The organism is Ruegeria sp. CL5, from assembly GCF_056536485.1.
Genome location: NZ_JBQFPS010000001.1, coordinates 639659 through 664811, shown reverse-complemented (window position 1 = coordinate 664811; position 25153 = coordinate 639659). Strand labels below are relative to the sequence as shown.

General features: G+C 54.9%; 25 protein-coding genes, 1 tRNA gene and 1 pseudogene. 15 read left to right on the top strand and 12 right to left on the bottom strand.

Features of this window, described 5'->3' with window-relative positions:
- Positions 1–101 precede the first annotated feature (101 nt).
- On the bottom strand, positions 102–725 hold the full coding sequence (locus ACR0IU_RS03280) for a hypothetical protein (RefSeq protein WP_480715232.1): 624 nt from the start codon (positions 723–725) through the stop codon (positions 102–104).
- Between the two features lie 125 nt (positions 726–850).
- Positions 851–924 (bottom strand) — tRNA-Cys (locus ACR0IU_RS03275).
- Positions 925–1149: 225 nt separating this feature from the next.
- Here ACR0IU_RS03275 and ACR0IU_RS03270 point away from each other — a divergent pair.
- The 3 genes from ACR0IU_RS03270 to ACR0IU_RS03260 all read left to right on the top strand — a co-directional run bounded on the left by ACR0IU_RS03270 (position 1150) and on the right by ACR0IU_RS03260 (position 4140).
- On the top strand, positions 1150–1803 hold the full coding sequence (locus ACR0IU_RS03270) for a protein-L-isoaspartate O-methyltransferase family protein (protein ID WP_170770249.1): 654 nt from the start codon (positions 1150–1152) through the stop codon (positions 1801–1803).
- Between the two features lie 95 nt (positions 1804–1898).
- Complete coding sequence (locus ACR0IU_RS03265) at positions 1899–3317, top strand: TolC family outer membrane protein (RefSeq protein ID WP_480715231.1); 1419 nt, start codon at positions 1899–1901, stop codon at positions 3315–3317.
- A gap of 73 nt (positions 3318–3390) precedes the next feature.
- Positions 3391–4140: a hypothetical protein gene (locus ACR0IU_RS03260; protein ID WP_480715230.1), complete on the top strand. Its 750-nt coding sequence runs from the start codon at positions 3391–3393 to the stop codon at positions 4138–4140.
- Between the two features lie 3 nt (positions 4141–4143).
- Here the strand turns inward: ACR0IU_RS03260 and ACR0IU_RS03255 are convergent, their stop codons facing one another.
- Positions 4144–5601 carry a cobyric acid synthase gene (locus tag ACR0IU_RS03255; protein WP_480715229.1) on the bottom strand — a complete coding sequence of 486 codons (1458 nt, stop codon included), beginning with the start codon at positions 5599–5601 and terminating at the stop codon, positions 4144–4146.
- 60 nt (positions 5602–5661) lie between these two features.
- Here ACR0IU_RS03255 and ACR0IU_RS03250 point away from each other — a divergent pair, with 60 nt between their 5' ends.
- Positions 5662–6231, top strand: coding sequence for a cobalamin biosynthesis protein CobQ (locus ACR0IU_RS03250; RefSeq protein ID WP_480715228.1), 570 nt, complete (start codon positions 5662–5664; stop codon positions 6229–6231).
- Positions 6232–6295: 64 nt separating this feature from the next.
- Here the strand turns inward: ACR0IU_RS03250 and ACR0IU_RS03245 are convergent, their stop codons facing one another.
- Positions 6296–6616: a DUF6280 family protein gene (locus tag ACR0IU_RS03245; protein WP_008757056.1), complete on the bottom strand. Its 321-nt coding sequence runs from the start codon at positions 6614–6616 to the stop codon at positions 6296–6298.
- Between the two features lie 219 nt (positions 6617–6835).
- Here ACR0IU_RS03245 and efp point away from each other — a divergent pair, with 219 nt between their 5' ends.
- Complete coding sequence (efp, locus tag ACR0IU_RS03240; protein WP_010439041.1) at positions 6836–7399, top strand: elongation factor P; 564 nt, start codon at positions 6836–6838, stop codon at positions 7397–7399.
- A gap of 34 nt (positions 7400–7433) precedes the next feature.
- Here the strand turns inward: efp and ACR0IU_RS03235 are convergent, their stop codons facing one another.
- Positions 7434–8387, bottom strand: coding sequence for an ABC transporter transmembrane domain-containing protein (locus tag ACR0IU_RS03235; protein ID WP_480715227.1), 954 nt, complete (start codon positions 8385–8387; stop codon positions 7434–7436).
- 90 nt (positions 8388–8477) lie between these two features.
- Positions 8478–9215 carry a CAF17-like 4Fe-4S cluster assembly/insertion protein YgfZ gene (gene ygfZ, locus ACR0IU_RS03230; protein ID WP_480715226.1) on the bottom strand — a complete coding sequence of 246 codons (738 nt, stop codon included), beginning with the start codon at positions 9213–9215 and terminating at the stop codon, positions 8478–8480.
- Between the two features lie 73 nt (positions 9216–9288).
- On the opposite strand from ygfZ, the gene ACR0IU_RS03225 reads away from it, so the two are divergent.
- The gene (locus tag ACR0IU_RS03225; RefSeq protein WP_480715225.1) at positions 9289–9963 is read left to right on the top strand and encodes a TIGR04283 family arsenosugar biosynthesis glycosyltransferase; all 675 of its coding nucleotides are present in this window, start codon (positions 9289–9291) and stop codon (positions 9961–9963) included.
- Between the two features lie 7 nt (positions 9964–9970).
- Here the strand turns inward: ACR0IU_RS03225 and ACR0IU_RS03220 are convergent.
- A pseudogene (locus tag ACR0IU_RS03220) lies at positions 9971–10726 on the bottom strand (hypothetical protein); the annotation flags it as partial.
- A gap of 81 nt (positions 10727–10807) precedes the next feature.
- Entirely contained in the window at positions 10808–11677 is an 870-nt protein-coding gene (locus ACR0IU_RS03215; protein ID WP_170779195.1) for a MurR/RpiR family transcriptional regulator, read from the bottom strand.
- Between the two features lie 123 nt (positions 11678–11800).
- Here ACR0IU_RS03215 and ACR0IU_RS03210 point away from each other — a divergent pair, with 123 nt between their 5' ends.
- From ACR0IU_RS03210 to ACR0IU_RS03190, 5 genes are all read left to right on the top strand, one after another.
- On the top strand, positions 11801–12595 hold the full coding sequence (locus ACR0IU_RS03210; protein WP_480715224.1) for an N-formylglutamate amidohydrolase: 795 nt from the start codon (positions 11801–11803) through the stop codon (positions 12593–12595).
- Entirely contained in the window at positions 12592–13173 is a 582-nt protein-coding gene (locus ACR0IU_RS03205; protein WP_480715223.1) for a TRAP transporter small permease subunit, read from the top strand. The genes ACR0IU_RS03210 and ACR0IU_RS03205 overlap by 4 nt, the downstream gene beginning before the upstream one ends.
- Positions 13170–14489 (top strand): TRAP transporter large permease, encoded by a 1320-nt coding sequence (locus ACR0IU_RS03200; RefSeq protein ID WP_480715222.1) that lies wholly within the window; start codon positions 13170–13172, stop codon positions 14487–14489. Before ACR0IU_RS03205 ends, ACR0IU_RS03200 begins: the two co-directional genes overlap by 4 nt.
- A gap of 51 nt (positions 14490–14540) precedes the next feature.
- Positions 14541–15575, top strand: coding sequence for a TRAP transporter substrate-binding protein (locus ACR0IU_RS03195; protein WP_319546851.1), 1035 nt, complete (start codon positions 14541–14543; stop codon positions 15573–15575).
- 267 nt (positions 15576–15842) lie between these two features.
- Complete coding sequence (locus tag ACR0IU_RS03190) at positions 15843–16613, top strand: alpha/beta hydrolase (protein WP_480715221.1); 771 nt, start codon at positions 15843–15845, stop codon at positions 16611–16613.
- A 59-nt stretch (positions 16614–16672) separates the two neighbouring features.
- Here the strand turns inward: ACR0IU_RS03190 and ACR0IU_RS03185 are convergent, their stop codons facing one another.
- From ACR0IU_RS03185 to parE, 4 genes are all read right to left on the bottom strand, one after another.
- Positions 16673–16954: a hypothetical protein gene (locus tag ACR0IU_RS03185; protein WP_480715220.1), complete on the bottom strand. Its 282-nt coding sequence runs from the start codon at positions 16952–16954 to the stop codon at positions 16673–16675.
- A gap of 307 nt (positions 16955–17261) precedes the next feature.
- Positions 17262–17672 carry a hypothetical protein gene (locus tag ACR0IU_RS03180; RefSeq protein WP_480715219.1) on the bottom strand — a complete coding sequence of 137 codons (411 nt, stop codon included), beginning with the start codon at positions 17670–17672 and terminating at the stop codon, positions 17262–17264.
- Positions 17665–18015 carry a DUF6864 domain-containing function gene (locus tag ACR0IU_RS03175; RefSeq protein ID WP_480715218.1) on the bottom strand — a complete coding sequence of 117 codons (351 nt, stop codon included), beginning with the start codon at positions 18013–18015 and terminating at the stop codon, positions 17665–17667. The genes ACR0IU_RS03180 and ACR0IU_RS03175 overlap by 8 nt, the downstream gene beginning before the upstream one ends.
- A gap of 21 nt (positions 18016–18036) precedes the next feature.
- Positions 18037–19995, bottom strand: coding sequence for a DNA topoisomerase IV subunit B (gene parE / locus ACR0IU_RS03170; protein WP_170770271.1), 1959 nt, complete (start codon positions 19993–19995; stop codon positions 18037–18039).
- Positions 19996–20153: 158 nt separating this feature from the next.
- Here parE and ACR0IU_RS03165 point away from each other — a divergent pair, with 158 nt between their 5' ends.
- The 4 genes from ACR0IU_RS03165 (at position 20154) to ACR0IU_RS03150 (ending at position 25153) form a co-directional block, all read left to right on the top strand.
- The gene (locus ACR0IU_RS03165) at positions 20154–21920 is read left to right on the top strand and encodes an adenylate/guanylate cyclase domain-containing protein (RefSeq protein WP_480715217.1); all 1767 of its coding nucleotides are present in this window, start codon (positions 20154–20156) and stop codon (positions 21918–21920) included.
- Positions 21921–21950: 30 nt separating this feature from the next.
- Positions 21951–22559 carry a carboxymuconolactone decarboxylase family protein gene (locus ACR0IU_RS03160; protein ID WP_480715216.1) on the top strand — a complete coding sequence of 203 codons (609 nt, stop codon included), beginning with the start codon at positions 21951–21953 and terminating at the stop codon, positions 22557–22559.
- A gap of 180 nt (positions 22560–22739) precedes the next feature.
- The gene (gene ppk2, locus ACR0IU_RS03155) at positions 22740–23669 is read left to right on the top strand and encodes a polyphosphate kinase 2 (RefSeq protein ID WP_480715215.1); all 930 of its coding nucleotides are present in this window, start codon (positions 22740–22742) and stop codon (positions 23667–23669) included.
- 119 nt (positions 23670–23788) lie between these two features.
- Entirely contained in the window at positions 23789–25153 is a 1365-nt protein-coding gene (locus ACR0IU_RS03150) for an MATE family efflux transporter (protein ID WP_480715214.1), read from the top strand.

The following is a 25153-nucleotide window of genomic DNA, read 5'->3' as shown; positions in this document are numbered from 1 at the left end:
GGTCCGATATCAGTCCGTTTCCGAAGGAGCCGCCGTTGGTAGTTGCGCAGGGTTGAGTGGCCGGCTGAGTGATATCGCGAGTAGTTGCTTCTTCTAATAGTTCACTGCACGATAAACGACACAGTAACCCTCGTCCGCCTCTTATCCTCGTCCTGTATGGAGAGTCGCATCGTGTGCCGCCCAACCGGCAGTTCAGCCGAACGTGCGAGCAGGCGCGAACCTTCGACCGAGGCGTGCTTCATTATTCGTTTGGTCACATTGATCCATGCTGGCCCCATACGATAGTCGATCCGAATTGACGACAAATCAACTGCCGTATCTTCTCTCGGGCTAATGTCTACGTCAATATTAACAGGCGACTGGACAATATCCTTTTTGGGCGAATTGAAATTGACGAAGGGGCCATCGGATTGAGTAACGGTCAATCCCCGGTCTAGAGACTCAGTAACTTTAGGTTGATTGTCGAGTTCTGCCATTTCGGCTGGAGTTAGCAGGGAGAACGCTTCTTGCTCGCTATTTCGCGGAAGAAGACTCCAAACGAAAAAGGCCAACACAAACAGTATTGCACCAATCAACAACCATCTCGCACGCACTACCCACACATACATCACCTTAAGCAAACCAGATTGGCACGAGACTATCACACAACGAGACAAAATCTCAATTTGCGGGGCTTGGTCTGAAGTCGAGGCGCCCAATTGTAGGGGAAAATGGGCATTGCGCATGAAATCACACGGCAAGTCTTGCGGCGCGATAAAAGCCCATATCGGGCTACATTTCCCCTATGTGACCCCAAAGAACAAGCATTTGTATCGCTCGGTCTGGGGAGAGGTGAGCTATTGAAATCTATTGGAGGCGAGTACCGGAATCGAACCGGTGTACACGGATTTGCAATCCGCTGCGTCACCACTCCGCCAACTCGCCTTGTCAAGCAATATCAAGTACTTGCTGTGGTGTGGTCGGCGTTCTAACAGCTTTCTGAGTGAACGTCCAGAGTTTTAAGTGCGATTGTTTCGGCTTTTGTACTAAATTCCGAAGCGCTCAGATAAGATCATTTTGCCGCGCCCGAATTTGCCGTCTGAGCCGTTGCTGCTGGCAGACGGATGTGGCACAAGTCAATAAGCAGAATGACAAGGATTGAGCGATCAAATGACAGATTTCGCAGCCCGGCGTCTTACGATGGTTGATACTCAAGTCAGGCCCTCGGATGTGACAAAATTCCCGATCATTGATGCGATGCTGTCAGTGGCACGTGAAAATTTCGTGCCGGATTCGCAGCGCGAGGCAGCCTATGTCGGCGATCTGATTGAATTGGGAGGCGGGCGTTGCCTACTGGAGCCCAGAACTTTGGCCAAGATGTTGGATGTAGTGAATATTTCCAACGACGAAGTGGTGTTGGATATTGCACCTGGATTGGGCTATTCGACTGCGATTGTGGCGCGAATGGCTGAGTTGGTAGTGGCTGTGGAATCCGAAGACGATTTGGCGGCAGAAGCGCAGACACTTCTGATGGAAGCCGATGCAGATAATGCAATTGTTCACACAGGCCCTCTCGAAATGGGTGCCGTTGAGCATGGCCCTTATGATGTGATCTTGGTTCAGGGCGGTGTTGAGCAGTTGCCCGCCACGCTGCTGGATCAGCTCAAGGATGGTGGACGGATCGTCTGCTTGTTCATGGAGGGCAGTCTTGGGACTGTGCGGGTAGGTATTAAGGCTGCAGGCCGGATTTCGTGGCGCTATGCGTTTAATGCCAGCGCTCCGGTTTTGCCCGCGTTTTGCGCTGAGTGTGCATTTTCGCTATAGTTGGCAATAGAAGTATTTTGATGCCTTGATTACTTGAAAACACCGGCGCAAACTGCTCCGGTGGTTGCGTAATTTCGATTTGAGAGGATTTGGTAATGCGCGGGACGACGACAGGAAAGCTGCTCAAAGGTCTCACTTTGGCTGCTGGTATTGCGTTTAGTGCAATACCCGGACGGTCAGTTTGGGCTGACAATCTGACAGATGCGTTTATCGGTGCGTATCGTACCAGCGGTCTGCTCGAACAGAACCGTGCATTGCTGCGGGCAGCGGATGAAGACGTCGCAATTGCGCTGTCTGCATTACGTCCCATCATCAACTGGACGGTGCGTGTTAGCCGCGACTACACTCGGACCAATACAAGCAGCCTAATCAACACGACCGAACCCTCCAGTTTTTTCTCGGGCCTTACGCTTAGCCAGTTGATCTATGACGGCGGCGCTTCGGTTCTGGGCAAGCAATCGGCGCAGGAAACCGTTCTTTCCACGCGTCAGTCTTTAATCGATATCGAACAGCAAATCCTAATTCGTGCAGCGAATGCTTATTTAGGTGTATTGCTGCAGGAAGAAACTGTCGCGATCCGCCAAAACAACGTGGAAGTGTCGGCCGAGGAACTCCGTGCCTCGCAAGACCGTTTCGAGGTTGGTGAAGTGACACGTACAGACGTCGCGCTGTCCGAGGCACAGTTGGCCAGTTCGCAAGCGGACTTGGCCGTTGCCCGTGGTAACCTGAGCATTGCGCAGGCTGAATACGTGAATGCAGTTGGCAAAACGCCCGGAAGGACGGCTGGCCAGCCGAGGTTGCCGAATCTGCCGCGTTCGGAATCCGATGCTGTCAATCTGGCGCAGCGTAACCACCCGGCTATCCTTTCGGCGCAGCATCAGGTTCGCGCGCTGGATCTGATCGTACAGCAACAGCGAGCCAATCTTGGGCCGAATGTCAGCTTGAATGCTGATGCAGGTATCACCGAGAGCTATGACAACGACGACTACATCAACGATGCAACGATCTCGTTGAATTTCAATCAGCCGATCTATGCTGGCGGTGGTCTGGCGGCTGCAGTGCGTCGGGCGATGGCAACGCGTGACGCGTCTCGCGCGAATTTGCTGAATGTACAGAAAAACATCACGCAAGGAGTTGCGGATCGCTATGCGGCATTTCAGGCCGCAACTGCCAGCCTTCGGGCTTCGACCGAGCGTGTTCGCGCCTCGCAAGTTGCCTTTGACGGTATCCGCGAAGAAGCGACGCTAGGTGCGCGTACAACTTTGGATGTTCTGAACGCTCAGCAGGATTTGTTGGACGCACAATTGGCTGAAGTTGCGTCTCGGACTGAGCGGTCTCGTGCTGCGTATGAGTTGCTGCAGGCGCAGGGTTTGTTGACGGCAGAACGTTTGGGGCTGGCGGTGCAGATTTATGACCCGACCTTGTATTACAACCTCGTCAAAAAGGCGCCATCGCAGGTTAGCAAGCAAAGCCGCGATTTGGATCGGGTGCTCAAGGCGTTGCGCCGGGATTAAACAGTATCGCTACCTGTTGTGGCGATGGTTTTGATTGGCTACAATCGAACCAAGGTTAGAGCGGTAGAAAAATATGTCGGATCGTGTTGTAAACGCCAATATTCAGGACGTTCTCTCGTCGGTTAAACGAATGGTCGACGAAGACGCCAGTGGCGAATCGGAATTTATCTTTGTCCCTTCGCCCCCGGCGTCCAAGCCTGGGCGGCTGGTTTTGACCGACGCCTTGCGCGTCAGCGAGGAACCGCTGATTGCCAAGAAGCGGGCACCTCTGAAGTTGATGCCTCATAGCAACGCGGGCGATGAGGCAGAAAGACAGGCCGCGAATACGCCTGACAACCCAGATGAACCGATGCGTTTGCAGCCCAACGATGTTGTGCCTGCCAAAGATGCGGAGGCCAGCTCCGAGGAACCAAAGCGTGATCTTGCGGGGAGTTTGAGCGCAAAAATCGAAGCCTTGGAGGCCGCGATCGCCCGGACTGAAGATCAGTGGGAACCGGATGGTGAAAGCGACGATGAGTACTCTGGCACCAAGACAATGGCTGTCGAGTGGCCAGTGGACAAGGGATTTGCGCAGTCTAAGGTCGCACAACCTGACACAGAGGCCAAAACAGAGGCCGTGTTCATACGCGATCTTTCGGTAAAAGCGGATCCGACACCAAAGCCCACCGGTGCAGTGTTTGAGGAGCAGCAGTTGCGCGAGCTTGTTGCGCAGATCGTCCGAGAAGAGCTGCAAGGCGCATTGGGCGAGCGGATAACTAAGAACCTGCGTAAGATGGTTCGGCGCGAAATTGTGCGGGCGTTGGCCGCTGGGGATCGAGACTAATCCTCAGCCCCGATTTGGTGTCTGCGCCATCGAGAGAAGCAGGTCTAAATCCATGTGCCGCTCAAGATGGTCGGCAAGGTCGTCCAAAACCTGTTCGACGCCGTCTTCATAGGCGTTTTCTGATACAACGCCCAATTCGGACAGATAGTTTGCGCGAAACGCGTCTGATGTAAAAATCCCATGCAGATAGCTGCCGCGTATGCGACCGTTGGCGCTGGCAGCACCTTCTGGCCTCCCCCCGACCTGCAGCCATGCGCGGGCGCAATCCGGACCGTCGGTCCTACCCATATGGATTTCATAACCGCTGACGGGTTCCTTACCGGGTAGGGCGGTCGCTGATCGCAATGTAACCTGCTTTTGACCGGCCATGGTGGTGGTGACATCCAGCAGCCCCAAACCTTCGACGTGACCCGGGCGACCGTCTACGCCATCCGGGTCCGCGATGGTTTTTCCCAGCATCTGATATCCGCCGCAAAGGCCCAGAACGTGTCCTCCCCGACGGACATGGGCATACAGGTCTATGTCCCAGCCTTGCGCCCGGAAATAGGCCAGATCGCCAATCGTGGATTTGCTGCCGGGCAGCAACACCAGATCGGCATCGCCGGGCAGGGGGCGGCCGGCAGGAATGATCTCGACCGTCACACCGGGTTCTGCCGAAAGCGGGTCAAGATCATCAAAATTGGCCATCCGCTCTAGCTGAGGCACAACGATCTTGCACGCACCTCCGGCATGAGAGCGAATATCCATCATATCCTCGGCAGGCAGCTTCCATGCATCGTGAAACCACGGCACCACGCCGATGCAGGGCCAACCGGTCCGTGCCGCGATGTCATCGCGACCTTCGTCAAATAGGGACACGTCACCTTTGAACCGATTTATGGCAAAGCCTCGGATCATCTCGAGATCCCTTGCGTCCAGGACTGCCTGTGTTCCAACGATTTGGGCGATCACTCCGCCACGATGGATATCGCCGACCAGAACAACTGGAACGTCAGCGGCACACGCAAATCCCATATTGGCAATATCACCCATGCGCAAATTGGTCTCAGCTGGGCTGCCTGCGCCCTCGATCAGCACCAAATCGGCATCGCTGCACAGCCGGCCGAAGCTTTCCAAAGCCGCACCCAGAAGCTTGGATTTATCTTTGCGATAGTCGCCCGCTTTCATTGTGCCTGCGCGCTTGCCCTGAAGGATGATTTGCGCGCCTGTGTCGGTTTCTGGTTTCAACAGGATCGGGTTCATGTCGGTATGCGTCGGCCGTTTCGCCGCCCGCGCCTGCAGGGCCTGCGCACGCCCGATTTCTCCACCGTTTTCAGTAACAGCGGCGTTGTTTGACATGTTCTGCGGTTTGAACGGAGCAACCCTCAGCCCGCGTCGGGTATATGCGCGTGCCAGTCCGGTCACCAAAACCGATTTTCCGACATTGCTGCCGGTGCCTTGAATCATGATGGACCGCGCCATGGCCTGTCTCCTATGTTGACGCGCAGATGACCTGATTTAAGGGCAAAGGAAAAGCCCCCTATGAACACACCTGCGCATCTTTTGATCGGCGCCGCCACTTTTGCACGCCCAGCCCAAGGAGCCGCATTATGGGCAGCGTTGCTTGGATCGTTGCTGCCGGACTTGTCGTTGTATGTGATGGCAAGTGCCTCGCTGTATTTTCTGAACATCCCGGCACAGGTTGTATTCGACCAGCTTTACTTTTCGCCAGCCTGGCAAACGGTGTTCGCCGTCGACAACTCGTTCTTTGTGTGGGGAACCGCGCTTGGCCTAGGGCTGTGGCGAAGTTGGCACCTATTGACCATAGGTGCGTCCGCAGGGCTGCTGCACTTGGTGATGGATTTCTTTTTGCACGCAGGAGACGGTCGGCCACAATTCTGGCCGCTCAGTTCTTGGGTATTCGACAGCCCCATCAGCTATTGGGACAGCACTCATCACGCCATTTGGGTCGCGCCCATATCCATGGCGGTGTGTTTGGCGGCCTATGCCGTGTTGTGGCAACGCGGCCTTTCGATAGGGGCTAAGCTCTTTTTTGCTGTTTTGCTTACGGCCGAGCTCTGGGTTGCAAGGCAATGGATAATGTACTTTTAGCCTGGTCAATGAAAAACGCGCCCCGTCGTCAGGGCGCGTTTTTTCAATCGGATGCGGGGTTCAATCAGGCCGCTTCGGCCTGCTGAGCCGCATTCCGGCGTTCGCTTTCTTCGCGTGACAGAGCCACCGAAGTCCGGACGCCGCGACCGACGAATTCCATCAATCCACCAACAACCCGCTCATTGGGGTCGATACCGGCGCAGGACAGTACTTCGCGACCATCGCGCGAACGGGCCCAGCGGGCAATTTGTTCTGGCCCATTGCCGTATTTCTTGTCGTCAGCGATGGCATCATCCAGAGCAGCCAGTACAACGGCTGCGAAAAGTTTGCGTGCACGATTGCCTTGTTCGTTATTGAAGGCAGTGCCGTCAACGAAATCTCTCATCTCGTTTTTCCTGTTTTTCTTGCTCTTGCAATTTTCGGCGTGACGGTCCTTATGACCTATTACATGCGATTCGGATACACCTAAATCGCATAACTACGTTGCGTCATTTGCATGGCTCGCTGCATGTGCAGCACTAGGTTTCGTTGTCTTGTCAGGTGTGGTCACGCCAGATATAGGGACAACAACTGACGCATCAACCGTTTGTGAAGGATTTAAGTCATGCCCAAGATAAATGGGAACGAAATTCGCCCCGGCAATGTGCTTGAGCATAACGATGGGCTGTGGGCGGCTGTTAAGGTGGATCACGTAAAGCCCGGTAAAGGCGGTGCTTTTGCACAGGTCGAACTGCGCAACCTGCGCAATGGCTCAAAACTGAACGAACGCTTTCGTTCTGCGGACAAGGTTGAGCGCGTACGGCTTGAGCAAAAAGATCAGCAATTCCTGTACGAATCCGATGGCATGTTGGTGTTCATGGATTCTGAGACATACGAACAGATCGAGCTGCCGTCGGAATTGCTGGGTGAGCGCCGCCCGTTTCTGCAGGACGGCATGACCATTGTTGTCGAATTCTACGAGAGCGAGGCGTTGAATGCGACGCTGCCGCAAAAGGTGACCTGCAAGATTGTTGAGACCGAACCGGTCGTCAAAGGGCAAACCGCTGCAAACTCGTTCAAACCTGCAATCTTGGACAATGGCGTTAAGGTCATGGTTCCACCGTTTATTGGTCAGGATGAAATGATCATCGTGAATACGGAAACCATGGAATATTCTGAACGCGCCTAAGCTTGTTCCAATCACATTCGAAAGACCGCATCCTTTAGGTGCGGTCTTTTTTGTTGCGTTGCCGCCGGTATCGCTCGGGGTCTGGACCGAACAGTTCAAGCATCAATTCGAACTTGATGCGATTGGCGCTGACTTGGCGATAGAATGCGATTAGGAATGCGGTTGGACCTTGTATGCGTGTTAGCCCGCTGGTGGCAGCAACCACGGTGCCGACGTCCGTACGCCCATGCAAAACCAGCCATCCGCCAAGCATCAAGATGCCAACCGTCCCGGCACCGTTGATAACGCTCAGCAAGAATTTGGCAGATAATTTCCAGATGAACATGCGACGGCGTGTTTCGTAAATGTCATCAAACAGTGCCTCAATAGCTGTAGATACAGCCTCGATATCCTCGGTCGTCAAACGGTCGGTCGAATTGCGCAGGATACGGACCCGTTCGGCGACAAAGACGTTCACGCGCCGTTGCGAGACCAGAACAATGATGATTTGTGGAAGGATCATCGAAAACGCGATCAGACCCAGGCCGGGTTGTGTGGATGAGATATAGCCAATCACACTGATCAACGTTCCGATCTGAACAACGGGGTCGGAAAAGGCGCCGCCTGCAAATTTACCAAGCTCTTCAGCCTCGGCAGAGACAGCAGTGCTCATGGTTCCCTTGCGAAAGGATCCTCCGGTTTGGTTGAGGTCAGCTGCGCGCACCAACAGGCGTTGACGGATCAGGCGGATCAGGTCCTCACCCAAAGTGCCCGCCCGGTAGCCCAGCACCCATTTCAGGGCAAGGCTCAACAAAATGACAGCCATCATGCCAGCACCCAATGTCAACAATCGCTCGACCCCGACATCTGCAGATGTCAGGTGATTGATGATGTCGCGCTGAAATTCCAGCGGAACTGCAGCTAGCGCTGCGACTGCCAATGACAGCAGGATAAGTATAACTTGCCGGCCCGCACTGGCCCGCCAGATTGCCCGATACAGCCGGAACATCTTTTACATCCCTCTTGCAGTTCCGGCGCCAGTGTTACCGCGCAGCGCGATGGGTTCCAGCGAAAACGTGGCGCGAGGTTACCCGCGGGGTTAGTCGGTCAAACGCACGATCGCATCACCCGCCAGCATGTCCCCTTGGGCGCGATCAAGGCGCAGATATGCAATTGCCTTGCCATTGGATTGCGTAAACAAAGTTCCGGCGGGCTTTCCACCAGACTGAATCTCGGTTCCAACCGGAGCAGCGCCTGTCATTTCTACAACACGCAAACCTTTGCGCAGTTCGGTTTTGTGCTTCATGCGCGCGGTGACTTCCTGACCAACATAGCAACCTTTTTTGAAGTCGAGGCCATTCAGGGCTTCGAAACCGGCTTCAAGTATGTAGCTGTCTGGCGTTAGTTCGATGTTTGTCTCTGGAATGCAATGACGGACGCGGATCGCATCCCAGTCTGTACCATCTTCGTCTTCCGGTGCCGAAGAATAGCCGCGCCAGCCAAGATCGGGATGCCTTGGATCGGGCAGAGCGCCTTCTGGTGCGGGACCTGTGCCGCGCTGCAGATTGAGGTCGGTCGCTTCGATCGCAACTTCAGCACGCAGCTTGTACATCGTCAGGCGCTTATTCAGCGCGTCGGCCAGATCCACTGCCACGTCCAGCAGAACCGATGATCCGTCCCGTTTCAAAAAGAAATCAGCCAGATACTTGCCCTGCGGGGTCAGCAGGGCAGCGTAGACCAACCCCTCGTTCATCCGCTGTACGTCATTTGTGATCAGCCCTTGCAGAAAGCTGTCTGTATCCTTGCCGGTCAGGCGCAGAATGCGGCGATTGGGCATGGGTTGATCCTCGTCATTTGGTCTGGCCTCGTGATATAGGAGAACGCGCCGCCATGACCAGAGGGTATCAGACGTGTCCGCCCCAATCAGCATCGTGATCCCGACATTGAATGCAGGGCAGGAGCTGCCAAGTACTTTGCAATCGCTGATGGAAGGTCTGCAACAGGGACTGATCCGCGAGTTGATCGTCAGCGATGCTGGTTCGGATGATCACACGCTAAAGATCGCTGATGAGGCAGGGGCCCGGATCGTGTCAGGCACCCCATCACGCGGCGGGCAATTGCGGAGGGGATGCGCTGAGGCCAAGGCTGACTGGTTGCTGATACTGCACGCGGATACCGAGTTGCAACCGGGCTGGACCGCAGCGGTTGCAGAGCATCTGAACACAGGCCAACCTGCGGCCTTTCGTTTGCGGTTCCGCGCCAAGGGCGTGGCCCCACTCTGGGTTGCTGGCTGGGCGAATTTGCGCAGCCGCCTGTTCGGGTTGCCTTACGGAGATCAGGGACTGTTGGTCCAGCGCCAGACCTATCTGTCGGCGGGTGGGTATCCGGATCAGCCATTGATGGAAGATGTCGCCCTGGTTCGCGCCCTGCCGCGCTCGGTGCTGTTAAAAGCGAATGCGGTTACGAATGCGGAACGCTATATCCGTCAGGGCTGGTTTCGGCGGGGTGCGCGGAATCTCTGGACATTGGCGCGCTATTTTCTTGGGGCTGATCCGGCGAAGTTGGCAAAGGCGTATCGGGGATAAAGGCGGTGCGCAGTTCAACAATGGACTTGCCGAGGCGAAACGGGGCCGCAAAACTGACCAGACATAGGGCGATGATCTGTAAGACCAGAATATGCGCATTGGCCTGCAGATATTCCCATTCCTCCTTCAATTTGCCCACCTGATCAATCAGATCGTCATAGCTCTGGGCGAGGATCAGGTAGTCGCCTGCGATGGCAGGTACTTTGCGGCGCATGTTGTCAACTGCGGCTTGCGTGGTTTCATCCAGAGAGGTGAACACTAGAAACTGCTGGATATCAAAAGCATCGGCCTTAGCGGCCATATCGCGAGCCTCTTCCATCTCGTCCTTTGATGTCCGGCCAAACAGGAAATGCAGCCCTTGCAGCGGTGCAACTTCGTTTGTGACCGCAATAAAGAGCGGTAAATCGGCATTGCTGGCGGTCGAGGCAGACAAGAATTCCACCTTTTCACACAAAACGGCCGTATCGGGATCATATGCCGGGTCGCAAAACCGCAGTCGAAAGCGTGCTGCGTCGCGGTCGAAGGCCAGAGTTGCCGCATAAGCTACGTCAATTTGCCGATCCAATCGTGAGCTGTCTGATGTATAGAGCCCCGCCAGTACGGCGACCAATGCGCCGATCCCACCCAAAACCACCCAGACAAGATCTGCCAGTTTCCAGGCTCGATGTCCCGCTGGCTTCCGGAATAAGAAGCCGGTTCCCAATAGGCCGATCAGAAACGAAAGAATAAGCAACGGTAGTTGATTGTCGGCAATAAATGTCATGTGTACAGAATGTACGGTCTGAGGTCGTTCAGACAATAGTGTTCACGCGCAGTTGTATCTCATGACACCACGAAAAAGGCGTCAGGATCCCGAGCTCTGACCGAATTTGCGGAACAGTTTGGTCCTGTCGAATGCCTGCTCAAGCTCTTCCGTACGTTCTTTCACGCTGTCCCACAGACGTTCTTGCATTTCGGCGATCACACATTCCAACAGTACCAGGATCGAGGCCATGGAATCCCACGCAGACGGAACCGCGATACGCGCTGCAAATGTGTGCTTTGCCAGCCGATGGATCGGCGAACGCCATTGATCCGTCAGCAGCACGACCTCGGCGCCTCGTTCATGGCAAAGCTGTCCGATCAGCAGCGTGGTGTTTTCGTACCGCCGCACATCCAAGGCCACCAACACGTCCCCTTCACGCACCTCAAGCAGATCATGGGTCCAGGAGGCCGCATCTGATAGCAGTTTCACGTCGGGCCGTATCATTTGCAGGTGCAGATATAGATACTGCGCCAGCGTCCCGGTAATGCGTCCTCCGGTTATGAAAATGCGTCGATCCGGATCGCACAATAGGCGGCAAAAGCTGTCGAACTCTTCCGGAGCCACCTCATCGATTGAACGCCGTTGGTTGTCCAACGCCTGCCGGGAATAGCGGTTTAGGATATGTTCCTCTGGCAGATCATTTTGCCAGACATCCCGCTTGGCAACGGGACCCGAGATCATCTCTTTCACTTCGCTGCGGATAGCGGCTTGAAACTGAGGATAGCCGCCAAATCCGGTTTTCTGCAGCATGCGCGCGACTGTCGTGGTTGAAACCGAGGCGATGCTTGCAAGTTCCGTAATGCTGCCAAGACCTGCCATTGGATAATCATCCAGCAGCACATTCACCAATTGCCGCTCCGATGGGGTCATCGTTTCGCGATGGGCAAGGAGTCTTTCAGTTACGCGCACGGACTACATCCTCTTTGGTTGTCCACCATCCAATGTGTAATTTTTGACATCTGAAACGGTTGTGTGGGATATTTTACAGGAAAATTATTGACAGGTTAAGGCTGGGTGTAGAAATTTTTCCCCATGGAATCGCACAACAACCTTTCGCCGATCGGGCATCTGGATTTTGGACCAGTAGTTCACGCACGCCAACCGGCGGACAGCCCATCGGTTATCGTGGTCTGTGAACATGCATCGTGCCGGATACCCAAAGAATTGAGGGACTTGGGTCTAAACGCCGATGCTTTGCGCAGCCATATCGCATGGGATCCGGGTGCTTTGCCTGTCGCGCAGGCTATGGCACGACAAATGTCTGCTTCATTGATCTACGGAGGCGTTTCGCGGCTTGTTTATGATTGTAATCGACCACCTGAAGCCGACGATGCGATGCCTGCTATCAGCGAGGATTTCACGATTCCAGGCAACGCCTCCCTGTCTGACGCTGATCGCAAGGCCAGAGTCGAAGAGGTCTATAAGCCATTTTGTTTGGAACTTGCAGGAATGTTGGATCGTCATCGCGAAACGCTTGAGTTGATGGTGACAATACATAGCTTTACGCCCGTGTATCGGGGACAGAAACGGACTGTCGAATTGGGCTTATTGCATGGCGAAGACGAGCGCTTTGCGTTGAAAATGCTGGAAGAAGCTCCTGCAGACCTGTCGCTGAAGACGCGCCTCAATGAGCCATACTCAGCCCGCGATGGCGTGGCACATACGCTGGATGTTCATGCGAAACCAAGAGGTTTGCTGAACGTCATGATCGAAATTCGCAATGATCTGATCGAGACGCCCGAGCAACAACAAGCGATTGCTGATGATCTAGTGCATTGGATCGAAAACACGATGAGCGCGATCCAAAGCGAGGGCGCGCGGCAATGAAAATGATGGCCGCATATGTGCGCATCGTTGATGCGGTGAACTATCGGATCGGGCGGGTCATGATGTGGGGCCTGTTCGTGATGATGGGTATTTTGCTGTGGTCCTCGATCTCGAAAACGTTCTTTCTACCTTCGCTCTGGACGCTGGAAATGGCGCAGTTTGCAATGGTGACCTACTACATCATAGGAGGTCCGTACTCGATCCAATTGGGTTCGAACGTCCGGATGGATCTGTTTTATCACAATTGGAGCCCGCGCCGGAAAGCTTGGTTCGACGCCTGCACGGTGTTGTTACTGATCCTATATCTAGGCGTGCTGTTCTATGGTGGACTTGGTTCGACCGCCTACAGCCTCGGCTATTGGGGCGATGAACCGGTTTCCTATTTCACAGGTCTTCTGACCGGCAGTGAAGAGATCGGGAGACTTGAACGCTCATCAACTGCATGGAGGCCCTATATCTGGCCGGTCAAGGCAATTACGGTGTTCGGCTTCTTTCTTATGCTGCTGCAAGCAATTTCTGAACTCTTCAAAGACATCGCACGGATCAACGGGCAGGAAATCGGGGTCAGCCGGGCATGAGTCAGGAATATATCGCCATTTTCATGTTTGCCTCAATGATGCTGATGCTGTTTACAGGCCAGCGCGTTTTCGGGGCCATCGGCGCGGTTTCGGCGATTGCGGCGCTGGCACTGTGGGGAACAGGCGGGCAGGATATTCCCTTTTCGGCCGCGATGAAACTGATGAAGTGGTATCCGTTGCTCACGCTGCCGATGTTTATCTTCATGGGTTATGTTCTGAGCGAAAGCCGCCTGGCGGACGACCTCTATCGCATGTTTCACGTTTGGATGGGGCCGGTGAACGGAGGCCTTGCGATCGGTACAATCGGGCTGATGGTTCTGGTTTCTGCTATGAACGGCCTCAGTGTCGCCGGAATGGCCATTGGGGCGACAATTGCTTTGCCCGAGCTTTTGCGGCGCGGATACGACAAGACCATGGTGACCGGGGTCATTCAAGCCGGATCGAGCCTGGGGATTCTCGTGCCGCCTTCCGTGGTTCTAGTGCTGTATGCCATGATCGCGCGGCAACCTGTAGGTCAGCTGTGGTTGGCCGGTATTGTGCCCGGGCTGCTGATGGCGTCAATGTTCATCCTCTACATATGGATACGCTGTCGCATTCAACCTCAGCTCGGCCCAGCGATGGAGGACGCGCACGAAGTGCCTCGGGGCGAGAAAATCCGGTTGTTGGGGGCAGGCGCTCTGCCGCTGATTATCTTCGCATCCATGATGATCCCTTTTGTCAATGGCTGGACCTCGCTTGTTGAAAGTTCAGCGATCGGGGCGCTGGCGGCTTTAGCGGCCTCGGTTCTCAAACGCCGGATGACGTGGAAAATCTTTGAAGACTGCACCAAGCAAACGCTGGCCATATCCTGCATGTTCATGTGGATCATTCTGGCCGCACTGGGATTTGGAGCCGTATTTGATGGATTGGGTGCGGTTAAGGCCATCGACAATCTGTTCACCGAACAACTCAATCTTTCACCATGGATGATCCTGATCCTGATGCAGCTCAGCTTTATCGTAATGGGCACGTTCCTCGATGATACCGCGATGCTCGTCATCGTTGCTCCGCTATATGTACCGCTGGTGGGGGCATTGGGTTTTGATCTGATCTGGTACGGCGTGCTTTATACGATCACGACCCAGATCGCCTATATGACGCCGCCATTCGGCTACAATCTGTTCCTGATGCGAGCGATGGCCCCGCCCGAGATTACGCTTCGCGATATCTATCGCTCGATCTTTCCTTTTGTGGGCGTAATGGTTCTGGCGCTCGCGATAATCATGATCTTCCCGGAAATAGCGCTTTGGCTGCCCGGATATGTTTACGGAAATTAACCAGAAGGCCCGGCAAACGGGCACTTGAACTTTAACAGAGAGGAAATTGACATGACGACAAGACGTAAGTTTCTCAAAACTGCTGGGGTGGGGGTTGCAGCTGCACCTTTGGCTGCACCGGCGCTGGCGCAAAATACGATTACATGGCGGATGCAGACCTATGCAGGGCCAGCGCTCGCGGCTCATGTGATCGATCCAGCCATCGAGATGTTCAACAAGATCGCCGGTGACCGGATGCAGATCGAGTTGTTCTACGCCGATCAGCTTGTGCCCACCGGAGAGCTGTTCCGCGCCATGCAGAAGGGCACCATCGATGCGGTGCAGTCGGATGATGACTCGATGGCTTCACCCACCGAGGTCACTGTTTTCGGCGGCTATTTCCCATTTGCCTCGCGCTATTCGCTGGACGTGCCGGTTCTGTTCAACCAGTGGGGCCTGAACGAGATCTGGGATGAAGAGTATTCTAAGGTCGGCGTCAAACACATCAGCGCCGGCGCCTGGGATCCCTGCCATTTTGCCACCAAGGATCCGATCAATTCTCTGGAGGATATGAAGGGCAAGCGCATCTTCACTTTCCCGACGGCGGGCCGGTTCCTGTCGCAGTTCGGCGTGGTTCCTGTGACCCTGCCGTGGGAAGACATCGAAGTCGCGGTGCAAACCGGAGAGCTGGACGGCATCGCGTGGTCAGGCATTACCGAAGACTACACCGTCGGTTGGGCCGATGTGACCAACTACTTCCTGACCAACAACGTATCGGGCGCCTGGGCGGGTCACTTCTTTGCCAATATGGACCGTTGGAACGAACTGCCCGAAGACTTGCAGACGTTGTTCCGCGCTTGCTGTGATCAGTCGCACTATTATCGCCAGTGGTGGTATTGGGGTGGTGAAGCCAACCTTCGCGTCAATGGCACCAAGATGCAACTGACCACAATTCCAGATGCCGAATGGGCGCAGGTCGAAGAAGCGGCTGTCAAATTCTGGGATGAGATTGCAGCTGAATCCGAGACCAAGGCCAAGGTTGTTGAAATCTTCAAGAAATATAACGCCGAAATGCAAAAGGCCGGTCGGCCCTATCGCTACGGCTGACCCAACTCGACCGGTCCGCGAGCGAGCGGGCCGGTCGCAACTGCGCAAAAAATTTTCGTCGAATTTTCTAGATCAAACTGGACGAATTTATTGATCCTGTGACACCAGGCGCGGCGCTCTGTCAGGCACACAATCTACCAACATGGGCCTGCGAGACGCATTCATCGGAACGTTTCCAATACCCCAGTCCTTTGAGCGCAGTGCAGTAACGGGCTTGCAGACCTCGTCCTTCACCTCACATATTGGTCACAGGTGAGGGAGTTTTTCATGACAAAAGAGATTGTTCTGATCCACGGAGCTTTTGCCGGGCCGTGGTGCATGCAGGATTACGCGGAGTTCTTTCGCGCACGTGGCTGGTCGGTACACACGCCTGCGTTGCGGTATCATGGCGGCGACCCTAACGCCGAACCCGATCCGGGCCTGACCGAAACCAGCGTCTTGGATTACGCCAATGACATTGCCGACTTCGTACAAGGGTTGGATAGCAAACCGGTGCTGCTAGGCCATGCCATCGCGGGCGTAGTGGCACAACAGGTGGCCTCTCGCGGTTTGGCCAGCGCCATTGTCCTGATCAACCCAAATGCGGCCTGGGGCACCTTGCCTGAAACTGACGACGAACGCGCCGTGCCGCGCGCGCTGATGGAGGGTGGGGCGTTCTGGAAACAGCCCATGCGCGTTGATTTCGATCTGATGGCCCCCTTTGCGCTGAACAAGATGCCCGAGGCGCAGCAGCATGAGGTTTTCGACCAACTCGGTCCGGAAAGCGGGCGCGTGATGTTCGAGATGTTCTTTTGGATGTTCGACGATCACCACGCGATGAAGGTGGATATCGACAAGGTCGACTGCCCGGTGCTGATCGTCTCAGGCACCGAGGACCGGGCCGTGAACCCCAATACCTGCCGCGCGCTGGCGAAGCTCTACGGAAACCGTGCGACCTTTCTGCCCGTCGAGAACCATGCGCATTTTCTGTTCATGGAATCGGGTTGGGAAGAGCCAGCCGGACAGATCGCCGATTGGCTGGACCAGAAATTGGGGTAGGATGGGGTTTCACCCCATCGCTCCCGGTACGCTTTGATGGGTTGGAAACCTATCCTACGTCAGTTGTTGGTTTGAAACGTGCTTTGCGGTTTCCAGACCAGAGAGCCATCGTCATTGCGATGACACCGCAGCAAGCGTTCCTCGCGCGTGCTGATGGTTGAGGTGACGGTATTGTCACCGGTCAGCAAGACGAACGCATCCGGCGAATAGGCCATGCCGTCATAGTAGCAAAACCGCGTCTCGGCGCCGTCTGGAATGGGCGATGCGGTGCTGAGCATCTGCTGCGCAGAGGCTGCCGAGGCCAGCAGGGTCAGGGCCAGCCCGAGGGTTAGTGTTTTCATGTCGTCCTCCCGTTTGGAAATGTGTTGGTGGTCTTACTCGGTCTTGGACGCCCGGAACCTCAAATGTCGTTCTTGGGTGACGGTTTGAGGGCAAGTGTGAACGGGATCAACGGGTTAGGCAAGGGGGTTGCGGTGTGCCGGGCTGAAGCCCGGCCTACGGGGGAGAGCTGTTTCACCCAATACATGATGCGAGGCATCCTACAGGCACCGAATTCGCCGTATGGGCGGGCGCGATGGGTGTGGTCAAGTAGGATGGGTGTTTAAACCCATCTAGACGCGGGGAAATTGATGGGTGCGAGCATCCTTCCTACGCTTGCTGATTGCCTGATTTTTTTGTTGGCGGATCTCGTTTCAATTTTTCAATTACACTATCAATGTCGCCTACCCGTTTGCCCGAAAGGTATCCTTTTCCAACTTTCCAAACGTTAGTGAGTGAAACCCAAACACTGATAAAGAGGAAGCCGACAAAGAGATATTGAAAATTTTCCGCGGTGATCCCCCATTTTGAGTTAAAACTGGAGGTGAGCAAGGCGGCAAGCAGTGAAATCCCGATCCCGAAAGGTGCCCAAAGCGATCTTTGTTCAGTAACGCATTCTTTGTGCTCGGTGAGTACAAGTTTGAGTCTGTCCACTGTGACGTAGATTAACTCTTGACCAGTGTTGTCAAATGTTTGGGCAACAGGAACGGTATTAGGCGTGACTTTGAGTTGGTCAGTCATCTTTGCCTCCCTCCAGCATTAGCTGAAGCATTACCTCGTTAACATTCCCGATCGTTCTGTTCGCACACAGAAAGAGAAGTCTTTGACCACTATTTGTTACTCCCAGTTCAAGAGGCTCAGTTGTTGCAGTTCCAAGGCTGTTATTCCAGTTAACGAGCTCGATAGTGGGAAGCCCGTCGATTTTGTCGATCTTCAATCGTTGTTCCCTAGTGTTCGAATCGATTGAAAACTCAACTGCGATGTCTAAGTTTGCGACTTCATTTCGTATGGAAAACAAAGCAACGTCGTTATTCGGTGTTAGCAAAGACCCAACATAAAAAACTGTGTTATTTCCAACCCTCATTTAGTGTTTTTCCTTCGGCTCCTATACATCCAACTCCTCCACAAACCGCGCGTTTTCCTGAATGTATTGGAACCGCAGTTCGGGTTTTTTGCCCATCAGGCGCTCGACAAGGTCGCCGGTTTCGCCGGGTTCGTCCTCGTCTATGGTGACGCGGATCAGCTTGCGAGAGGTCGGGTCCATCGTGGTCTCTTTCAGATCCTTGGCATCCATCTCGCCCAGACCTTTGAAGCGCGAGACGTCGATCTTGCCTTTGCCGCCCAGACCTTTCTCAAGCCACTCGTCGCGTTCGGCCTCGTCCAGGCAATAAACGCGCTTGGCCCCTTGCGTCAGGCGGTAGAGAGGCGGGCAGGCGAGGTACAGATGGCCCGCGTCGATCATCGGGCGCATCTGGGTAAAGAAGAACGTCATCAGCAGCGAGGCGATATGCGCCCCGTCCACATCCGCGTCGGTCATGATGATGATCTTGTCATAGCGCAGGTCGTCGACATTGAACTTGGTGCCAAGGCCCACACCCAGCGCTTGGGTCAGGTCGTTGATCTCGGCATTGGTGCCCAGCTTGGAAGAGGCCGCGCCCAGCACGTTCAGGATTTTGCCGCGCAGGGGCAGCAGGGCCTGAGTCTTGCGGTCACGGCCCATCTTGGCGGACCCGCCCGCCGAGTCGCCCTCGACGATGAATAACTCCGTACCGTCGCGTGTTGAACTGGAACAGTCCACCAGCTTGCCGGGGAGGCGAAGTTTCTTAGTGGCGGACTTGCGTTGTGTTTCTTTCTCGGCCCGTCGGCGCAGGCGTTCTTCGGCCCTCAGGATGAGGAAGTCGAGGATCGCCCCCGCGGACTTCGTATCCGCCGCCAGCCAGTTGTCGAAATGGTCGCGGACCGAGTTTTCGACCAGCCGTTGCGCCTCGACCGTGGCCAGACGGTCTTTGGTTTGGCCGACGAATTCCGGTTCCGAGATAAAGCAGGACACCAGCGCACAGCCACCGGTGATCAGGTCATCGCGGGTGATCTGACCGGCCTTTTTATTGTTGATCAGCTCGCCATAGGCCTTGATCCCCTTGAGGACCGCAGCCCAGAACCCGGCCACGTGGGTGCCGCCTTCGGGGGTGGGGACGGTGTTACAGTAGGACTGGATGAACCCGTCGCGCGAGGGTGTCCAGTTGATCGCCCATTCGACCTTGCCGGGAGTGCCGAACTTCTCCTGAAAATCCACGGTGCCAGCAAAGGGTTGCTCGGCATAGGTGGACGAGCCGTTCATAGTTTCTTTAAGATAGTCAGAGAGCCCGCCGGGGAAGTGGAATGTGGCCTCGGTTGGCGTTTCACCGTCATCGATGGCAGATTTCCAGCGGATTTCGACGCCCGAGAACAGGTAGGCCTTGGAGCGGATGGATTTGAACAGCCGCGCCGGTTTGAACTTGTGATGGCCGAAAATCTCGGCGTCCGCATGGAAGGTAACGGTGGTGCCGCGCCGGTTGGGCGCCGCGCCCACTTTTTCGACGGGGCCCAGTGGGATCCCTCGTGAAAAGCGTTGTTCGAACAGCTGTTTGTCGCGCGCCACTTGAACGACCATAGAATCCGACAAGGCATTGACCACCGACGCGCCCACGCCGTGCAGACCGCCCGAGGTCTGATAAGCCTTGCCCGAGAATTTTCCGCCCGCGTGCAGGGTGCACAGGATGACTTCAAGCGCCGATTTGTCGGGGAACTTGGGGTGCGGGTCGATCGGAATGCCACGCCCGTTGTCGCGTACGGTCAGGGCGTAATCGGAATGCAGTTCGACCTCGATCCGGTTGGCGTGGCCCGCTACGGCTTCGTCCATCGAGTTGTCTAGGATTTCAGCCACCATATGGTGCAAGGCACGCTCATCGGTACCACCAATATACATGCCGGGCCGTTTTCGAACCGGTTCCAGCCCTTCGAGCACCTCAATGGACGAGGCGTCATAAGTTGTGGTCGCTTCTGGCGTCAACAGATCGTCGGGCATGGGTGCTGCTCTTGTTTTATATGTTTGAGGCATTATGGCATCGAGAGCAGAATTGGGAAAGAGCCGATACCAACTTGCCGTAAGCAAACAGTTCGAAATTCGCCCTTGTGTGACCTTTTACTTGGATTGGAATCGACGTCGCCGTTACTGTAGACGGGATGAAGAATGCAAGATCAGATCGCAAACTGGCTGCAATATTGGCTGCCGATGTTGTTGGTTATTCAAATCTGATGAACAAAGACGAGGCCGGAACGTTCAAGGCGTTGTCAGTATTGTTGCGTGATTCAATAAGACCGATGATCCGGAGGCATGGCGGAAAGATTGTAAAATTGATGGGCGATGGCCTGCTGGCTGAGTTCGTCAGCGCTACGGATGCAGTGAACTGTGCTGCAGAGTGGCAATCCACCGCGGAAGCGCAGGGTAAATTTCAGTTTCGAATAGGTATTAACCTTGGTGATATCATTCATCGCCATGGAGATATCTTTGGGAATGGCGTCAATATTGCTGCACGGCTAGAGGCCCTGGCTAATCCTGGGGGCATCTGCGTCTCAGCCTCGGTTCGCGATCAGATAGCTAGTAACAGCGGCCTGCGTTTTGCCGATTTGGGTTTGCAAAATATCAAGAACATACCTGACCCCGTCCATGCGTTTTCTATCCGGCCAGAAAGTGACGAGGGCACAGATGGATCGGTAGCTGACTTCACTGAACCAACGCTCGCCCCATTGGATAAACCATCCATCGCGGTCCTGCCCTTTGACAACATGTCCGGTGATGGTGAGCAGGACTATCTGGCCGACGGAATAACCGAAGATTTGATCACCGCGTTATCCCGAATCCGGTGGTTCTATGTAATCGCACGCAACAGCACGTTTACCTATAAGGGGAAGCCTGTCGACGTAAAGGTGGTCGCGCGCGAGTTGGGTGTGCGCTATGTTCTTGAGGGCAGTATCCGTTGCGCCGGAGGCCGGGTGCGCGTCACTGCACAATTGATCGACGCAACCGATGGGCATCATGTTTGGGCAGAACGGTATGATCGGCAAATCGAAGATATCTTCGATTTGCAGGACGAGATGACCCAGACCATCATCGGTGCGGTTGAGCCTGAGATATCCGCGGTCGAGCGCGCCCGGGTCGCCGGAAAATCTCCTGACAGTCTGGATGCATGGGAAAGCTTCCAACGTGGTGTTTTTCATATGTGGTCGTATTCGCAGGACGATCACGACGCAGCGTTGTCATTCCTGACCAGAGCAAGTGAACTTGATCCAAGTTTTGCGCCGGCACATGCGTACAGGGCATATGTGCACTATCAGAGTGTTGTCATGCACTGGGTCAACACAGATGAAATTCCGGCCGAGTTGGATGCGGGGTTGGAAGCCGGACAGAAGGCGCTTGCAGCTGATCCCAGGGATGCAGTTGCATATTTCGGTATCGGGCGGATCTATATGATGAAAGGGCGGACTGAGGACTCGATTGCGGCGCTGGAATCTGCGATCAAGCTCAATCCGAGTTTCGCACAAGCCTATCACGGGCTGGGTATGGCATTGTGTCTTGCAGGGCGGTTTGACGAGGCGCACAACGCCAACGCAATGTGCGAACGCTTGAGCCCGCGTGATCCAATTATTTGGGCATCGTTGGTAGTGCAGTCGTTAACCTATTTGCTGGCACGAGACTACGATAATGCGTTGATTTGGGCGCAAAAAACCCGTCGGCACCCCAACGCTGTCGGCTATTGGCCACACTCCATGCTGGCTGCGTCGCTGGCGCAGCTCGGTCGGATTGACGAAGCACAGAAAGAAATAACAATGGCTTTGCAAGAGGTCCCGACGTTGTCGATCGGTGAGCTGCGAACAGCCTATCCGACAACAAAACCCGGCGGATTGGATCCTTATCTTGAGGGATTGCGCCTTGCCGGATTACCTGAATAGGTAATCACTACATTTGTTAAGGAAGACGAGATGACCTGGATCACGACCGTGCCGTTCAGCGAAGCTACGGGCAAGTTGAGAAAACTATACGAACGGGTGACGGGACCGGACAATAATGTGGACAACATCATGATGGCGCACTCTCTGCGGCCTCATTCGATGGAAGCCCACATGGCGGTCTATAAGAACGTTTTGCATCATTCGGCGAACAAGGTTCCCAAGTGGTTTCTTGAAACGCTGGGCGTATGGGTAAGTGCTTTGAATCGCTGCGGTTACTGCGTTGAACATCACTTTGCCGGTCTGCAACGGCTGCTGCAGGATGAAGGTCGAGGTAACGCAATCCGGGCCTCGATCGAAGCGAGTGATCCATCGTCGGCCCCGCTGGATGCCGCGCAGGTGGCGGCAATGGGTTATGCGCAAAAACTGACTGAGGCCCCCGGAGATCTGGTTGAGGCGGATGTTATCGCCTTGCGAGATGCTGGTTGGGATGATGGAGAGATTCTTGAGATCAATCAGGTATGCTCGTACTTTTCCTATGCGAACCGAACCGTACTTGGGTTAGGGTGCTCGACGGATGGGGATGTTCTGGGACTGTCGCCGAACAATTCGAAAAACCCGGATGATTGGGGCCATCGGTGAGGGCAGGAGCGAGGGGCCAGCCCCTCGCGCTCCCCGAGATATTTTTGGCCAGATGAAGGGCGGATCGGCGCGTCTGCCCGGAGGCTCAGTTAAAACACAACTCTGTTTGACACCAATCAAAGCGCTGAACATGCCGAGCTGCTAGCTTTCTCTTCGACAGTGAAACCGAGGAGAGAATGTATGGATGCAACGCCCCAGATCAGTCAGAAATCACCTCATATTAATTCGACAACTGCCCCAAATGCGGAGGCCTCGGCGCCGACGCTTGAAAAAATTCGGCAAGCTTTTGAAAGCGGTAACTATCCCTATGGCCGAAAGATGGCGCGCAAGGATTATGAGGCGCAGAAGGCCGAGTTGCAGGCTGAGTTGCTGAAAGTTCAGTTGTGGGCGCAGGAGACAGGCCAGCGGTTTGTGCTGTTGTTCGAGGGGCGCGATGCGGCCGGGAAGGGCGGCACAATCAAGCGGTTCATGGAACACTTGAACCCGCGTCAGGCGCGCGTCGTTGCGTTAAACAAGCCGACGGATGAAGAGAAAGGGCAGTGGTATTACCAGCGGTACGTGCAACTGCTGCCGACCTTAGGTGAGATGGTGTTTTATGACCGGTCCTGGTACAATCGCGCGGGTGTCGAACGGGTTATGGGGTTCTGTTCTCCTAACGAGTACTTGGAATTCATGCGCCAGACTCCTGAGTTGGAGCGGATGTTAGTACGCTCGGGCATTCAGCTCTACAAGTACTGGTTCTCGGTCACACAGGAAGAACAGCAACGGCGCTTTCGGAGCCGTGAAACCGACCCATTGAAACAATGGAAATTGTCGCCGATCGACAAAGCCAGCCTGAGCAAATGGGATGACTATACCGAGGCGAAAGAGGCGATGTTCTTCTACACCGACACGGCCGACGCGCCCTGGACCATTGTAAAATCTAATGACAAAAAACGCGCGCGTCTGAATTGCATGCGTCACTTTTTGTCGACGTTGGACTATCCTGACAAGGATCACGAGATCGTTGTTGAACCTGACCCTCTGATCGTGGGGCAGGCGCATCATGTGATCCATCGCTCGGACCATATTCTTGGAACGGCACTGCATCCAGATGCAAAAATTGGCTAACGGGCCGGGTCATCACCAGACAGGTGATGGCCCACTTGGTACAAGTCAATTAAGTCTCACATTGAAATAAACCTGTTCTGCTCTTGTTTTGCGCTGCGGGCAAGCCTAAGGCTGGCGGGATGAACAAGGTGATGACATATCCCGGCCATTTGCGGGCAATTACAGTGTTGGGCGTGCCATTGATTGGCGGGCATTTGGCACAATATGCGATCGGTCTGACCGATACCATCATGCTGGGGTGGTACGGGGTCGAGGCACTGGCCGCAGTGACATTGGCCAGCAGCTATTTCTTTGTTCTTTTTCTGTTTGGCGCAGGATTTGGCTTGGCCGTTATGCCGATGGTGGCGACTGCTGCGGCTGAAGAGAATGAGACCAGCATACGCCGGTCGACCCGCATGGGCCTGTGGCTGTCTTTGATCTATGCGACGGTGATGATGCCCCTTCTGTGGTGGTCACAACCCATTCTGATTGCATTAAAGCAAGAACCGCAAGTTGCTGAAACCGCAGCGATTTACCTGCGTGTGGCAGGGTGGGGCCTGTTCCCGGCGTTGTTGGTGATGACCCTCAAGTCCTATTTGGCCGCACTTGAACGAACGCAGATTGTGCTCTGGATCACGGTTGTTGCTGCTGTTGTGAATGGGTTGACGAACTATGCGCTGATTTTCGGCAATTGGGGTGCGCCTGAGTTGGGAGTGATGGGCGCGGCCATCGCTTCGGCCGTGACGCAGATCGTGTCACTGGTGGCGGTGGTGATCTATGCGGTGAAGGCGTTGCCGGAACACAGTCTGTTCCAACGATTTTGGCGTCCGGATTGGGAAATGTTTATGAGCGTTCTACGCTTGGGCGTTCCGATCGGCCTGACGACACTGGCAGAGGTGTCTTTGTTCGCTATTTCAGCGGTGATGATGGGCTGGCTGGGTCCGGTGCCACTGGCGGCGCATGGTATTGCGCTGAATCTCGCGTCTGCGACATTCATGGTGCATCTGGGACTGTCAAATGTAGCAACAATCCGCGCGGGAAATGCATTGGGTCGTCGAGATCGTGCACATCTTGAAAAAGGCGCCATTACAGTGACCGGAATGTCGCTGGTGGTTTCAGTCTTGACCATTATTCTGTTCTTGACCTGTGCCGAGCCTCTCATTTCCTTGTTTATGGAATTTGATGATCCGCAACGGCCGGAAATTCTGTTGATTGGCACCGGGCTGCTGGCAATGGCTGCTTTGTTCCAACTGGTCGATGGCGCTCAGGTGATCGCACTGGGTCTTTTGCGCGGATTGCAGGATGCCAAAGTGCCGATGGTGATGGCCGCACTCAGTTATTGGGCGATCGGGATCCCTGCATCGTATTATTTCGGCTTCGTTCAGGGCATGGAAGGGATCGGAGTGTGGCTTGGCTTGGTGCTGGGCCTTGCCTGTGCCGCTGTCCTTTTGATGTCGCGATTCTGGCTGCGGTCTGTGCGCGAGGTTGGCGAAGTTCCGGCCTAA